Annotated in this window: 12 protein-coding genes and 1 pseudogene; all 13 read left to right on the top strand. The window is 72.0% G+C overall.

What is annotated here, in order from left to right:
- Positions 1-569: pseudogene (locus Q4C85_RS07400) on the top strand (hypothetical protein); the annotation flags it as partial.
- A gap of 58 nt (positions 570-627) precedes the next feature.
- On the top strand, positions 628-1,869 hold the full coding sequence (locus Q4C85_RS07405; RefSeq protein WP_303140986.1) for a mechanosensitive ion channel family protein: 1,242 nt from the start codon (positions 628-630) through the stop codon (positions 1,867-1,869).
- A 69-nt stretch (positions 1,870-1,938) separates the two neighbouring features.
- On the top strand, positions 1,939-3,195 hold the full coding sequence (locus tag Q4C85_RS07410) for a glycoside hydrolase family 3 N-terminal domain-containing protein (protein WP_303140987.1): 1,257 nt from the start codon (positions 1,939-1,941) through the stop codon (positions 3,193-3,195).
- A gap of 193 nt (positions 3,196-3,388) precedes the next feature.
- Positions 3,389-4,438, top strand: coding sequence for an ABC transporter ATP-binding protein (locus Q4C85_RS07415; protein WP_303140988.1), 1,050 nt, complete (start codon positions 3,389-3,391; stop codon positions 4,436-4,438).
- A 127-nt stretch (positions 4,439-4,565) separates the two neighbouring features.
- The gene (locus Q4C85_RS07420; protein WP_303140989.1) at positions 4,566-5,177 is read left to right on the top strand and encodes an NAD(P)H-dependent oxidoreductase; all 612 of its coding nucleotides are present in this window, start codon (positions 4,566-4,568) and stop codon (positions 5,175-5,177) included.
- A gap of 37 nt (positions 5,178-5,214) precedes the next feature.
- A complete protein-coding gene (locus Q4C85_RS07425; protein ID WP_303140990.1) occupies positions 5,215-7,782 on the top strand; it encodes an ABC transporter permease in 2,568 nt (855 codons plus the stop codon).
- A gap of 78 nt (positions 7,783-7,860) precedes the next feature.
- Positions 7,861-9,738 carry an ABC transporter ATP-binding protein gene (locus tag Q4C85_RS07430; RefSeq protein ID WP_303140991.1) on the top strand — a complete coding sequence of 626 codons (1,878 nt, stop codon included), beginning with the start codon at positions 7,861-7,863 and terminating at the stop codon, positions 9,736-9,738.
- Positions 9,738-11,474, top strand: coding sequence for an ABC transporter ATP-binding protein (locus tag Q4C85_RS07435; protein WP_303140992.1), 1,737 nt, complete (start codon positions 9,738-9,740; stop codon positions 11,472-11,474). The genes Q4C85_RS07430 and Q4C85_RS07435 overlap by 1 nt, the downstream gene beginning before the upstream one ends.
- Before the next feature lie 102 nt (positions 11,475-11,576).
- Complete coding sequence (locus Q4C85_RS07440; RefSeq protein ID WP_303140994.1) at positions 11,577-12,179, top strand: ion transporter; 603 nt, start codon at positions 11,577-11,579, stop codon at positions 12,177-12,179.
- A gap of 158 nt (positions 12,180-12,337) precedes the next feature.
- Positions 12,338-12,787: a phage holin family protein gene (locus Q4C85_RS07445; protein ID WP_303140995.1), complete on the top strand. Its 450-nt coding sequence runs from the start codon at positions 12,338-12,340 to the stop codon at positions 12,785-12,787.
- On the top strand, positions 12,784-13,215 hold the full coding sequence (locus Q4C85_RS07450; RefSeq protein ID WP_303140996.1) for a hypothetical protein: 432 nt from the start codon (positions 12,784-12,786) through the stop codon (positions 13,213-13,215). The genes Q4C85_RS07445 and Q4C85_RS07450 overlap by 4 nt, the downstream gene beginning before the upstream one ends.
- Entirely contained in the window at positions 13,212-13,562 is a 351-nt protein-coding gene (locus Q4C85_RS07455) for a DUF3618 domain-containing protein (protein WP_303140997.1), read from the top strand. The genes Q4C85_RS07450 and Q4C85_RS07455 overlap by 4 nt, the downstream gene beginning before the upstream one ends.
- 157 nt (positions 13,563-13,719) lie before the next feature.
- Complete coding sequence (locus Q4C85_RS07460; RefSeq protein ID WP_303140998.1) at positions 13,720-13,935, top strand: DUF3073 domain-containing protein; 216 nt, start codon at positions 13,720-13,722, stop codon at positions 13,933-13,935.
- Positions 13,936-14,061: the final 126 nt, after the last annotated feature.

Raw genomic sequence — 14,061 nt, forward strand, 5'->3', positions numbered from 1 at the left:
CTGCCGCCCAGGCCGCCGCGGCCATCGCCGCCCAGCACCCCGACCCGGCCCCCGACCCGGTGCTGGTCGGCGGGCTGGGCTCGATGGGAGTCGATCGGGTCAACTCCTCGATCGGCTCCCAGGGCAAGCCCGTGGCCAGGGTCCTGGAGCAGGCCGTGCTGGCCATCCCCGTCCAGCAGCGCGCGGGCTGCCGGCTACGGATCCAGGCGGTGCTGACCGCCTCACGGCCCCTTGCCCGCGACCTGCGCCACGGGCGGGCGGCCCTGGAACCACGCAGCGCCGAACAGGTCGCCGGCCTGAGCCCCCGGGCCCCACCATGGACCCCGGCCCAGATCGCCGCCGACATCACCACCGCCCACCACCAGGCCGCGATACCCCTGTCCACACCCGCACCCGCCCCGGCCCCCAGGAGCCACCCGGAGCCCGAAAGATCACACCCCACCAGCTCCTGGCGGCCATCACCGCCCGCGCTACCGCCGCCAGCCACAACCCACCCAGGCACCCGCCCCCCGCAAGCCCCCCGGCCTGAACCGATAACAACCAATCACACCCACCACCCGAGCCGCTGAGACCGCCCGACGCGCCGTTGCACAGCGGCGGCCCAGAATCCCCGCCTACCCTGACGCCATGCCGACGACCTCCCTGTTCTCCGCCATCCCGCTCAGGGGCCTGCTCCCGCTGGCCACCGACCCGGCGGCCGACCCCGCCGCCACCACCGATCCCACCGCTGATCCGACACCGACCGCCGACCCCACGGCCACCGCCGACTCGACGAGCTTCCCGACCGAGGAGACCACCGAGGCGGTGGTCGAGGCGACCCTCGACCTGCTCACCGTGGCCTGGCACGCCGCCCTGGGCGCGCTCGCCGGCCTGGTCATCGCCCTCATCACCCTGCTCATCCTGGGCCACCTGGGCAGGCGCCGGTCGTTGTACGCCGAGGTCGTGCGCTTCGCCCGCATGCCGCTGTACGTCTTCGCCGGCGTCCTCGGGGCCTACCTCGGGGTCCAGATCGCCATCGCCGACGTGACGATGTCCGTGACCCAGAAATACGCGGTCCACGGGATCCTCATCGGCGTCATCCTCTCGGGCACCTGGGTGCTGGTCAGGCTCGTCAAGGCCACGGAGTCCTCGATCGTCATCGGCGTCGCCGCGGGGGACGACGTCGGCCGGGCCAACCGGGTGACCACCCAGACCCAGATCATGCGCCGGGTCATCGAGGCGGTCATCATCGTGTGCGGCCTGGTCGGGGCGATCATGACCTTCCCCAGCGCACGGATCGCGATGGGCTCCCTGTTGGCCTCGGCGGGTCTCATCTCGGTGGTCGCCGGTCTGGCCGCCCAGTCGACATTGAGCAACGTCTTCGCCGGCGTCCAGCTGGCCTCCACCGATGCGATCCGCGTCGACGACACGGTCGTCGTCGACGGCGAGCAGGGAGCCATTGAGGAGATCACCCTGACCTACGTCGTCGTGCGCTCCTGGGACGACCGCCGGCTCATCTACCCGTCGAGCTACTTCACCGAGAACCCCTTCGCCAACTGGTCGCGGCGGGGCACGGAGCACACCGGCACCCTGACCATCGACCTGGACTGGCGGGTCCCGGTCCAGGCGGTACGCGAGCAGGTCGAGCAGATCGTCGAGCACGCCGAGACCTGGGACAAGCGCTCGGCGGCCGTCGACGTCACCGACACCTCTGGCGGAACGGTCACCCTGCGCGTCGCCCTGTCGGGGGCCAACCCCGCCGACGTCTTCACCCTGTCCTGCCACGTCCGCGAAGAGCTGGTCGGCTGGCTGCAGCGCGAGCAGCCCGACGCCCTCCCGCGCACGCGGGTCATGCTCGAGCCGGCCGGCTCCCCCGGGACCCAGCAGTAGCGGCGCCCCGTGCCGGTGGCCGGGCGCCGCTCCAGCCGGCAGGGCCGTGGCGGGTCTATCGTGCGAGTCATGGAGGAGGCCCGCCAGCACCGCAGCCCGCACGACCCGCCGGCCGCCGACCGGCGCCCGGCCACCGGCACAGGACGCCGACCGCTGCTGCTCGCGGCTCTGGTCGGGCTCGGCGGCACGGCGGCCCTGGCGGGCTGCGCCCAGGACTCCCCCACCTCCCCGAGCCCCAGCACGAGCACGCCCAGCACCGGGGTGCCGCCGACCGGGACGACGAGCCCGACCCAGGCCGCCCTTGAGGAGTGGACCCTCGAGGAGAAGGTCGGCCAGCTCATCATGGTGGGGGTCGACGCCTCGGCACCGCAGACAGTCTCGACCACCGCGATCAGCTCCCACCACGTGGGCAACATCTTCGTCTCGGGCCGCTCGAGCGCCGGCGCCTCCGCCGTCCACGCGACGATCGCCTCGGTCACCGCTCTGGCGGGGCCCGGCACGACCCACGGGACCTCGCTGCTCGTGGCCACCGACCAGGAGGGAGGGGACGTCCAGGTCCTCGCCGGCCCGGGCTTCTCCACTATCCCCTCGGCGCTTGAGCAGTCCGAGCTGGCCACCGGCGAGCTCGTCGAGGCGGCGCGCGGCTGGGGCGCCGAGCTGGCCGCCGTCGGCGTGACGATGAATCTGGCGCCCGTGGTCGACCTCGTCGACGGGCCCGACCCCACCGGCAACGGGCCGATCGGGGCCTGGGGACGCCAGTACGGGCACGACGCCACAACGGTCCAGGAGCAGGCCGGCGCCTTCGCCGAGGGAATGGCGGCCGCCGGGGTGATCCCCACCATCAAGCACTTCCCCGGCCTGGGCAGGGTCGAGGGCAACACCGACACGACCGCCGAGGTCGTCGACTCCGACACGACCCGCACCGGCGACCCAGCCGTGTCGGTGTTCGCCGAGATGATCGCCGACGGCGCCCGGGTGGTCATGATGTCCTCGGCCGTCTACTCACGCATCGACCCCGACGCCCCCGCGGTCTTCTCCGAGGCGGTGGTCAACGGGATGCTGCGCACCGACCTGGGTTTCACCGGCGTCATCATGACTGACGACCTGTCCGCCGCCGCCCAGCTCCAGCAGTGGGAGCCCGGCGAACGCGCCGTCCTGGCGCTGACGGCCGGCTGCGACCTGGTCCTGGCCTCGGGGGACCCCGCGGACGCGACGGCGATGGCCTCGGCCATCGTCGAGGCCGCCACCACCGACTCCGCCCTGGCCGCACGGGTCGACCAGTCCGTCGAGCGCGTCCTCACCCTCAAAGGCATCCGCCTGCCCTGAGACCGGGCTGCTCACCGGCCGCCCACAACCGCCGACCCCCGCTCAATCAGTCATCCCGTCCAGGGCTAACGTCCCGGACGCTGCCGCGGCACGCACCCGAACCGGCTGTGAGAGCCCGTTCCCGGCGGATCGGGGGCGGACGCACGGTGACACGCAACCCACATGACAGGATCGGAACCGTTACTGTCGATCCATGGGCAAGCACACCCCGAACAGCAACGACGCCGTCGCCGCGCGCCACCTGGAGACCGGGCGCCCGGGGTGGCAGGCCAAGCCCTCACGCAGGAGCCTGGGACGCGAGGGCTCGACGCTTGTGGCCCACGGGCCGGTGACCGACCCGGTGGTCACCGCCCGCAACGTCTCGAAGGTCTTCGGCCGCGGCGACAGCTCGGTGACGGCCCTGGACTCGGTCGATGTGCATATCGCCCGCTCACGCTTCACGGCGATCATGGGCCCCTCGGGCTCGGGCAAGTCCACCCTCATGCACTGCCTGGCGGGCCTGGACTCGGCGACCTCGGGGACGATCCACCTCGACGGCCAGGAGATCTCGGCGATGAGCCAGCGCCGGCTCACCAAGCTGCGGCGCCAGCGCATCGGCTTCATCTTCCAGTCCTTCAACCTCGTGCCGACGCTGACGGCCGAGGAGAACATCACTCTGCCCCTCGACATCGCCCGCACGAAGGTCGACCGGGAGCGTTTCGACCGCGTCGTGGAGACCATCGGACTGCACGACCGGCTCACCCACCGGCCGGCCGAGCTCTCCGGCGGCCAGGTCCAGCGCGTGGCCTGTGCCCGCGCCCTCGTGGGCAGCCCGGCGGTCGTCTTCGCCGACGAGCCCACCGGCAACCTCGACTCCCGGTCCACCGACCAGGTCCTGTCGATCCTGCGCTCCAGCGTCGACGAGATGGGCCAGAGCGTCGTCATGGTCACCCATGAGCCCGACGCCGCCGCCTGGGCCGACACCGTCATCTTCCTGCGCGACGGACGCGTCGTGGCCGAGATGAACCAGCCCGACCGCGACCGCGTCCTCGACGCCCTCCACGAGCTGGGCTCGGCCGATGGGCCGCAGATCGGTGTCGGTGACGTCCAGCAGGAGGTCGACGAGGCGGGGGCCCAGCCCCAGCGCACGGCGCCCACCGGGATCCGCCAGCCCAGCCAGACCGGCAAGAGCACAGGAAGGGAGTGGTCAGACGAGGGCACCCGCGCGGACCGGCCGTCGACCGACCCGTGGGGCATCGGTTGACCGGCACCCGTTGCGGCGCTCGGCCCGCCAGGACGAAGACAACCGCCAGGGACCGCAGCCGGCGGGGCACAGGCACCCGCGCCCCGTTGCGGAGGGCGGTCCGACCCGCAATCCCTGAAGGAAACCAGTGACGCGAACAACGATCTTCCTGTATCACCCCCATCTCGACCAGTCGACGGTCAACCTCCGGCTGGCCCAGGCCGCTGAGGGCCTCGAGGGGGTCCAGATCCGCGATATGTACTCGATCTACCCTGACTTCGAGATCGACGTCGACTTCGAGCAGAACCTGCTGGAGGAGACCGACAGGATCATCCTCCAGTTCCCCATGTACTGGTACTCCTGCCCACCCCTGCTCAAGAAGTGGCAGGACGACGTCCTGACCTACGGCTGGGCCTATGCCTCGACCGGGGACGCGCTGCATGGCAAGGAGATGCTCATCGCCATCTCAGTGGGGGCCCCCGCCTCCCACTACACGCGGGTCGACGGAGGCAGGCGCTCGGTCATGGACATGCTCATGCGCCGCCCGCGCACCCGGGACACGACCGTCGCCGGGTACACAGTCCACGACCTGCTGCGCCCCTTCCAGATCATGAGCGACCTCGTGGGCACGCACTATCTCCAGCCCTTCGTGACCCCGGGCGCCGCGACGATCGTCCCGGCAGACCTCGAGGCGCGCGCCAAGGCGTACGCCCGCTACGTCGTCTCACGCAAGATCCCGGTCCTCGGCCCCTACGGCTGAGCACCGGAACCACCACCGCACCCGAGAGGACCGAGCAGTGATCCGCGTCGCCTGGCGCTCCATCCGTGCCCACATCAAACAGTTCCTGCTGACGACCCTGGCGGTCGTGCTGGGCGTCGCCTTCCTGTCCGGGACGCTGGCGCTGCGCTCAGTCATGTCGGACACCTTCTCGGCCCTGACCTCCTCGACCTACACCTCCGACATCTACGTCTCGGGCGAGCCCCTCGAGGGCACGGAGGAGACGGCCACGGTCATGACCCAGCCGATCCCCGGCTCCCTGACCGAGCAGATCGCGCAGGTCGACGGCGTGGCCTCGGCACGCCGGGAGGTCTCCCTGACCGGCACCCTCGTGGGGGCCGACGACACACCCGTGACCTCCCAGGGGGCGCCCACGATCATCGCGCCCCTCTACCCCGATGAGCGGGGCCTGTCCTGGATCCAGGGGCGCAGCCCCTCCGGCGCGACGGAGATCGCCCTGGAGTCCGGGGCCCTGGACCGCTCGGGGCTCGCGGTCGGCGACACAACCCATGTCGTCGTGCTCGGCTCTCCCATGGAGGTCACCGTCGTCGGGGAGTTCTCCTTCGGCACCTCGATGGCCGGGGCGACCGTCGTGGGCATGGATGCCCAGTGGGTGCTGCCCACCGCGGCCCCCGACGACCAGGTCTCCCAGATCGCCGTCACCATCGACGAGGGCGCCTCGCCCGCCCAGGTCAAGGAGTCCATCGCCGCCTCCCTGCCCGACGGCACCCAGGTCCTCACCCGTCAGGAGGCTATCGACCAGACCAACGCCTATATCGAGCAGATCCTGGGCTTCGTCCAGACCTTCCTCCTCGTCTTCGTCGTCCTGGCGATGTTCGTCGGCTCCTTCATCATCATGAACTCCTTCGCGATGAGCGTGCGCCAGCGCGTCAAGGAGTTCGCGCTGCTGCGCGCCGTCGGCGCCTCCCCCTCCTCGGTCTTCGGCACGGTCTTCCTCCAGGCGGTGGTCATCGGGGCGGTCGGCTCGGCCCTGGGCGTGGCCCTCGGGGCGCTTCTACTCACCGGCCTGGTCATGGTGCTCGACGCCGTCGGCATGCCCCTGCTCGAGGGCGTGCCGATGACCGGGACGATCATCGCCGCCTCCCTGGGGGTCGGCATGCTCGTCACCATCGTCGGCGCGCTCCTGCCGGCCCGTGAGGCGGCCCTGACCCACCCGGTCGAGGCCATGCGCGAGGTGTCGGGGGCGCGGGAGAAGCCGCTGGTCGTGCGCACGGTGCTGGGCGGCACGACCATGGCCCTGGGGACCGCCACCGTGCTCGCGGCCTGGATCGCCGACGGCATGTCGCAGCGCCCCCTCGTCCTGGGGCTGGGGGCCGCCGCCCTCATCATCGGCCTGCTCATCGTCTCCCCCATCCTGGCCCGGCCGATCGTCTCGCTCATCGGCATGCCCTTCCGGCTGCTGCGGCCCGCGGGCCGCCTGGCCATCCGCAACATCGTCCACAACCCGCGCCGCACGGCCAACACCTCCGGCGCCCTCATGGTCGGCATGGCCGTGGTCTGCGCCGGGGCCACGCTGGCCGCCTCGGTCAACTCCTCGGTCTCGGACGTCATCTCCGACTCGATGAAGGCCGACTTCATCGTCCAGCCCGACAGCCAGTCGACCACCACCCAGCTCCCCGCGGAGATGGCCGCCGAGATCGCGGCCGTCGACGGTGTCGAGGCGGTGGCCTCCTTCACCGCCTACACGGTGTCCACGACCATGCCCGACGGCTCCCAGCAGCCGGCCGCCATGCTCAACGTCATTCCGGGGGCCTCCTACGGCGACTTCTACGACCTGGCCGTCCAGTCGGGCTCCTTGGAGGACCTCGACGCAAGCCATGTCGCGGCCTACTCCGACACGGGTCTGGCAGTCGGCGACACGGTGACGCTGACCGGGCCGGTGGGCTCGATCGAGGCGACCGTGGCCGCCGTCGTCGACCCCGACGGCGTGACTGGCTCCTTCTACGCCACGCCCGAGCTCACCGTCCAGGTGGGGTCGTGGGCCGGGGCGACCCCCGCCGAGCCCGACCAGGTGCTGTCCTCCCCGCTGGGGATGTTCATCTCCCTGGGTGAGGGGGCCGACGCCGCGGCGGTCCGTGACCGGATCGAGGAGATCGTGGCTCCGACCTACCAGTTCTCGGTGCTCGACGCCACCGAGCTGTCCGACCAGGTCGGCCAGCAGGTCAACCAGATCCTCGGGATCCTTTACGCTCTGTTGGGACTGTCCATCGCCATCGCGGTGCTCGGCATCGTCAACACCCTGGTGCTCTCGGTATCCGAGCGCGTCCGCGAGATCGGGCTCATGCGGGCGGTCGGGCTGGGCAAGGCCCAGCTGGCCGGCGAGATCATGGTCGAGTCGGTCCTGACCGCCCTGTACGGCACCGTCGTGGGCGCGGCGACTGGCATCTTCCTCGCCGCGGCGCTGCGCGACGTCCTCGAGGAGGACGGTCTGACCACCCTCGTCATCCCGTGGGGCCAGCTCGTGACGATGCTCATCGTGTCGGTGATCGTCGGCATCTCCGCCGCCCTGTGGCCCGCGCTGCGCGCCTCGCGCCTGCCCGTCCTGGAGGCCATCGCCACCGAATGATCGCCGGATGGCCACCGGACGACCGGCGGACGGTCCGGCCTACCGGAGCCCGCCGGACTCCGGTAGCCTCGTCCGGCCATGCCCTCGCTTCTGCCGTCGCCCGACGCACCGCTGCCCCAGCCGCCCTCGACCTCCCCGCGCCCCCTGCTGGGCTGGCTGCTGCGGCGGGCCGCGGCCCCACTGGGAGCCGCCACCGCGGCGGCGATCACCTCCAACGTCATCCAGGCCACGGTCCCGGCCTTCCTCGGCGCCGCGCTGGACTCCGGCATCGAGCACGGGCTCAGCCCTCGGGTGTGGGCAATCGCCCTGACCCTCCTAGCACTCTTCGTCGTCTACGCGGTCGCGGACACCTCCGTGTCCTTCTACCGCGTCCAGGGCTGGATGCGGATCACCTTCGACATCAACCGGCTCGTGGGCCGCCAGGTCTCCACCGTCGGGGCGGACCTGCCACGCCAGGTCTCGACCGGGGAGGTCGCCTCGATCATCGCCTCGGACGCCCAGCACATTGGCAACCTCGGCCAGCGCCTGCCCGAGGTCATCGGGGCCGCCGTGTCCTTCCTCGTCGTGGCCGTGCTCATGCTGGGCACCTCGGTGCGCCTGGGCATCATCGTCCTGCTCGGCATGCCCCTCGTGGCCTGGGTCGTCACCCTCGTCATCAAGCCCCTCCAGCGGCGCCAGGCCGTCCAGCGCGAGGCGCAGTCGGCCGTCACGACGGTGACCACCGACACGGTCGCGGGCCTGCGGATCCTGCGCGGCATCGGGGGCGAGGACGTCTTCGCCCAGCGCTACCGCCTGGCCTCCCAGGAGCTGCGGCGCCGCGGCGTCGAGGTGGCCGGCAGCCAGTCCATCCTCATGAGCCTGCAGGTGCTCCTGCCCGGGCTGTTCGTCGCCGTGGTCGTGTGGGCCGCCGCCCGCATGGCGGTGGCCGGCGCCATCAGCCCCGGCGAGCTCGTCACCTTCTACGGCTACACCGCCTACCTGTCGTGGCCGCTGTGGATCTTCGCCAACGCCGTCCAGGAGCTCACCCGCGCCCGTGTCGGGGTGCGCCGCCTGGGCAGGCTGCTGGCACTGCGCCCAGCGGCTGGAAGCACGGCCGAGCGCCTCGCCCTCGACCCTGCGGCGGGCCGGGCACGCTCCGGGGAGCTGGTCGACACCGCCTCCGGCCTCGCCGTCGCCCCCGGGGTCATGACGGCGCTCGTGTGCGCCGACCCGGAGGTCTCCGCCGCCCTGGCCACCCGACTGGGACGCTTCGACGACGGCGCGCCCACCGTCACCCTGGCGGGCCGGGCACTGACCGAGCTGCCCCTGCAGGACGTGCGCGCCTCAGTGGTCGTGGCCGGGGCGGTGGCCCAGGTCTTCACCGGGACACTGCGCGAGGCCCTCGACGTGCGAGGGGCCGGCGCGCCGGTGCCGGCGGGTGTCGAGGACCTCGTGCGCGCCGAGGCACTGCGCTCCGGGGTGGCCGACGTCGACCAGCAGGTCCGTCCCCAGCCGCGCCACGCCCCCGGGGACGACCGGCTCCTCGAGGCGATCGAGGTCGCCGACGCCCGCGACGTGCTCACCTCCCTGGAGCAGGGGCTGGCCGGCATGATCACCGAGAAGGGCCGGTCCCTGTCCGGCGGCCAGCGCCAGCGGGTGGCCCTGGCCCGCGCCCTGCTCACCGAGGCCCCGGCTCTCGTCCTCATCGAGCCCACCAGCGCCCTGGACTCCCACACCGAGTCCCGCGTCGCCCACCGCATCCACTCCGCCCGGCGGGGCCGTACGACGCTGGTCGTCACCACCTCTCCCCTCGTGCTCGAGGCCTGCGACGAGGTCGTCCTGCTCGACCGGCAGGGGCGGATCCGGCTCCGCTCGACCCACCGCGACCTGCTGGCACGGGCCCGCTCCGGGGACCCCGACGCATTGGCCTACCGGGCGATCGTCGCCCGTGCGGCCGGGGAGGAGGTGAGCCCCTGATGGCCCTTCCCCTGGCACCCGGCCCCGTCGCCATGCGCAAGACCCTCGGGATCATGGCCTCCTACCGGTGGCGCTTCGTCGGTGTGCTCGTCATCCAGGTCGCGGCCGTGCTCGCCACCCTCGTCGCCCCCCAGCTCCTCGGCAGGCTCGTCACCCGCGTCTCCGACTCCAGCGCCACCGCCGGCTACGTCGACCGGGTCGTGGTGGTCATCATCGTCGTCACGGTCGTGGGGGCGGTCATCAACCGCTACGCCCAGATGCACGCCCGCACCCTGGGCGAGGCGGTCTTCGCGGACCTGCGCGAGCGCATGATGAGCAGGGTCGTGCACCTGCCGCTCAGCGCCGTGGAGTCGGCCGGCACGGGAGACCTCGTGGGGCGCACGACCAACGACATCTCCCGCATCGAGTTCCTCGTGCGCACCGGCATCCCACAGATCATGGTGTGCGTCGTCACCATCGTATTCACCATCGTGGCCGCCACCGTCACCGACCCCGTCCTGGCCCTGGGCCTGCTCGTCGTCGCCCCGCCCGTGTGGTCGATGATGCGCTGGTACCTGCCCCGGTCGGTGCCCGCCTACCGGGCCGGCTCGGCGGCCCAGGCCCGGCTCAACGGCGTGGTCACCGAGACCGTCGAGCACGCCGAGACGGTCGACGCCCTCGGCCTGGGGTCCCGGCGGGAGGCGGCGATCAGGGCGTCAGTGGCCGAGGCGTGGAGCCTCGAGCACTTCACGGTCAAGCTGCGCGTGCGGCTCTACCTCGTGCTCGACGTCGCCTGGAGGGCGCCGGTGGTCGTCATCCTCCTGTGGGGCGGCTTTCTCGCCGCCCGGGGTCACGCCGAGCTCGGGACGATCACCACCGTCGCCCTGTACGCCATGGAGCTGCGCAAGCCCATCGGCCAGCTCATGTTCTGGATCGACCTCGTCCAGATCTCCCAGGCCTCGCTGTCCCGGATCCTCGGCGTCGAGGAGGTGCCCGCCGACCGCACCCCCACGGGCGCGGTGCCAGACGGCCGCCTCATCAGGCTCGATCAGGTGCGCTTCGCCTACCGGGAGGGCCAGGAGGTGCTGCGCGGCATCGACCTCGAGCTCATCCCGGGGGAGCGGCTGGCCGTCGTCGGCCCCTCGGGGTCGGGCAAGTCGACGCTGGGACGCATGCTCGCCGGGATCAACCCGCCCTCCTCCGGCTCGGTGACGGTGGGCGGGGTGCCGCTGACCGACCTCACCGAGACCGAGCTGCGGCGCCATGTCGCCCTGGTCACCCAGGAGCAGCACGTCTTCGTCGGCTCGATCGCCGACAACGTGCGCCTGGGACGCCCCGAGGCCGACGACGGGACGATCGCCGCGGCGCTGGCCTCCATCGGCGCCGCGGGCTGGGTGGCCGAGCTGCCCGAGGGCATGGACACGATCGTGGGCTCGGGGCACCTCGCCCTGACCCCTGCCCAGGCCCAGGAGGTGGCGCTGGCCCGCCTCGTCCTGCTCGACCCCCACACCCTCATCCTCGATGAGGCGACCAGCCTGCTCGACCCGCACGCCGCGCGCGCCCTCGAGCGGACCCTGTCGACGGCCCTGGCCGGGCGGACCGTCGTCGAGGTGGCGCACCGGCTCTACACGGCACAGGACGCCGACAGGGTGGCCGTCGTCATGGACGGTCGCATCGTCGAGCTGGGGACCCACGACGAGCTCGTCGCCCTCGGCGGGGAGTATGCCCGCCTGTGGGAGGCCTGGAGCCGGCAGTAGCCGACCTGCGAAGTGGTCAGACCTCCCCATGCAGTCCTCCCCGTCGCAGCGTCTAGACTGCCCCGCGGCACAGAAGCGGGATCACGACGACGGAAGTCATCGGTGGGCACCAAGATCGCCTCACGGCGCGAGCACCTGGACGCATGGGTCCACTCCGCCGCGGTGCAGAACGTCATCATGGCGGTCATCCTCATCAACTCGATCACCATCGGCGCCGAGACGGTGGTCGACCACGGGTCGCAGGCCTACAGGATCCTGTTCGTCCTCGACCACCTCGCCCTGGCGGTCTTCATCGTCGAGATCGCCGTCAAGCTCGTGGCCACCGGCCCGGCCCGCTTCTTCAGGCGCGGCTGGAACGTCTTCGACTTCTTCGACTTCTTCGTCGTGGCCATCGCCCTGGTCCCCGGGGCCGGGCCAGTGTCGGTGCTGCGGACCCTGCGCGTCATGCGGCTCCTGCGGGTCATCAAGTTCATGCCGAGCCTGCGGCGGGTCGTGGAGTCCATTCTGCTGTCCCTGCCCGGCATCAGCGCCATCGCCCTGCTCATGGCGATGATCGTCTACGTCTCGGCCGTCATGTCGACCGCCATGTTCGGCCAGGCCGAGCTCCTCGCCGAGATCGGGACATATGGCACCTCGAGATCGGTAGATACGGCACTCGAGGTGTCATTAGTCCCGATCTCGGCGATGGGGAGGGTGCCGGACTGACGCGCGGAGCCCCGGGGCGAGTCAACCCACCCCCGGGGAACCAACGATCTGGAGGGAGGTGAATCGCATCTGACGGCCGCGTGTGAGATTCTGGCCTCTGACAGTAAGAGCCCCCGACCACGCCGGTCGGGCGCACGGACACGAGAAGGTCCTTCCTCATGACCCAGCAGACTCCTCAGCCGCCGGCTGAGCCCGCCCCGACCCGGCCGCCGACGATCGGCGAGCTCATCGCGAGGATCTCGGAGAACGTCAGTGCCCTGGTCAAGGGCGAGATCGACCTGGCCAAGGCCAAAGGCAGGCGCATGGTCGCCACGATGGGCGTGGGCGCCGGCCTGCTGGGCGCCGCCGGACTCGTCGCGCTGTACGGCCTCGGATTCCTCCTGGGCGCGGCCAGCGAGGCGCTGGCCCTCGTGCTGCCGCTGTGGGCCGCCAAGTTGATCGTCGCTCTCGTCCTGTTCCTCGTGGCCGCCGTCGCCGCCTACCTGGGCAAGCGCAAGCTCGACGCGGCCAGGGCCGACGTCCCCACCCCGGACAAGAACCTCAAGGAGGATGTCGCCATGCTCAAGGCGGCCGCCTCCTCCGGGCTCCAGAAGGGAGCCGAGCAGTGAGCCCCGACCCCGCCGCCCCTGCGCCCGGCAGCCCCGAAGACCTCGAGGCGCGCCTGGCGCCCCTGCGGGCCGCCCTGCACGCCGACGTCGAGGAGCTGGGCAGCCGCCTGGCCCCCGCGCGCCTGCCCGCCCTGGCACGGTCGACCGCCCGCTCGGCCCTGGCGGCGGCCTGCGGGCGCGCCCGCAGCCGGGGGGCCGAGCTCGCCCAGCGAGCCGGGATCGGTACCGGCACCGAGGGCTCGAGCCGGTCGGCCGCCTCCGAGGGCGTCTCAGCCGACCTGTCGGCCGCCTCGCTGCGCACCCGACTCACCCGGCTGCTCGACGACGCCCGGGACGGCGACCCCGCCTCCCTGGCCATTGTCTCCACCCTGGCGCTGGCCCTGGCGGGGCTGAGCGCAGCCGCGCTGGTCAAGGCGGTGCGGCGATGAGCGCCCCTCAGGACACCGGAGCCCGGGACGAACAGGCCTGGCCGAGCCCCGAGGAGATCGAGGCCCGGCTGCGCGCCCAGCGCGAGGAGCTCGCTGCCTCGGTCGACGACCTGGCGGCGCGCGTTGATCCACGCACCCAGGCGCGCGCCACCGGCGAGCAGCTGCGTGAGCGCGCCCGGACCGCGGGGACCGACCTGCGCTCCCGCGTCGGCGACTGGGGCGACCGGGCCCGCGCAACGGCACGACGCGCCCAGGAGGGGGACTCCGAGGCGCTGACCGCGGTGCTGGCCGTCGCCGGGGGCGTCGTCGCGACGGGTCTGCTCGTCGGGCGCCTCCTGCGGCGCTGAGGCCACGCCCGGACGAGGTCGACACCGATTCATCCCGGCCGCACTGCGGACCGAATGGTGCTGGCGCGTGCTCACGTTGTACGGTTGCCCCACGACACATATGCCCACATGAAGCGCGCCCTGCGCGCCCAGAGACACGTTGGAGGGGGTCGAGCCTATGGGGCGCGGCCGTCAGAAGGCCAAGGCGACCAAGGTCGCCCGCAAGCTCAAGTACTTCAGCCCGGAGACGGACTACGCGGCTCTCGAGCGTGAGCTCACGACCGCGTCCTCAGCCGCCGACTCGGACGACGAGATCGACTACGAGGAGCTGGCCTCCAAGTACGACGTCGACGACGACGAGGACTGGGACGACCCCGGAACGAGCAGCAGGTAGGCGGCGTCACCGCTTGATGTGATGAACGGCGAGGGCCGGCAGGTGCACACCTGCCGGCCCTCGCCCATACCCGAGGGCGACTTGCGCCCGACCCGCTCGGGGTGCATACTTCTTCTAAACCGACCG

The sequence above is a fragment of the Actinomyces sp. genome, assembly GCF_030524025.1.
Lineage (GTDB): Bacteria > Actinomycetota > Actinomycetes > Actinomycetales > Actinomycetaceae > Actinomyces.

Coding starts and splice junctions, on each gene's coding strand:
- Q4C85_RS07405 (WP_303140986.1), top strand. CDS start 628: ATGCCGACGACCTCCCTGTTCTCCGCCATCCCGCTCAGGGGCCTGCTC.
- Q4C85_RS07410 (WP_303140987.1), top strand. CDS start 1,939: ATGGAGGAGGCCCGCCAGCACCGCAGCCCGCACGACCCGCCGGCCGCC.
- Q4C85_RS07415 (WP_303140988.1), top strand. CDS start 3,389: ATGGGCAAGCACACCCCGAACAGCAACGACGCCGTCGCCGCGCGCCAC.
- Q4C85_RS07430 (WP_303140991.1), top strand. CDS start 7,861: ATGCCCTCGCTTCTGCCGTCGCCCGACGCACCGCTGCCCCAGCCGCCC.
- Q4C85_RS07435 (WP_303140992.1), top strand. CDS start 9,738: ATGGCCCTTCCCCTGGCACCCGGCCCCGTCGCCATGCGCAAGACCCTC.
- Q4C85_RS07445 (WP_303140995.1), top strand. CDS start 12,338: ATGACCCAGCAGACTCCTCAGCCGCCGGCTGAGCCCGCCCCGACCCGG.
- Q4C85_RS07455 (WP_303140997.1), top strand. CDS start 13,212: ATGAGCGCCCCTCAGGACACCGGAGCCCGGGACGAACAGGCCTGGCCG.
- Q4C85_RS07460 (WP_303140998.1), top strand. CDS start 13,720: ATGGGGCGCGGCCGTCAGAAGGCCAAGGCGACCAAGGTCGCCCGCAAG.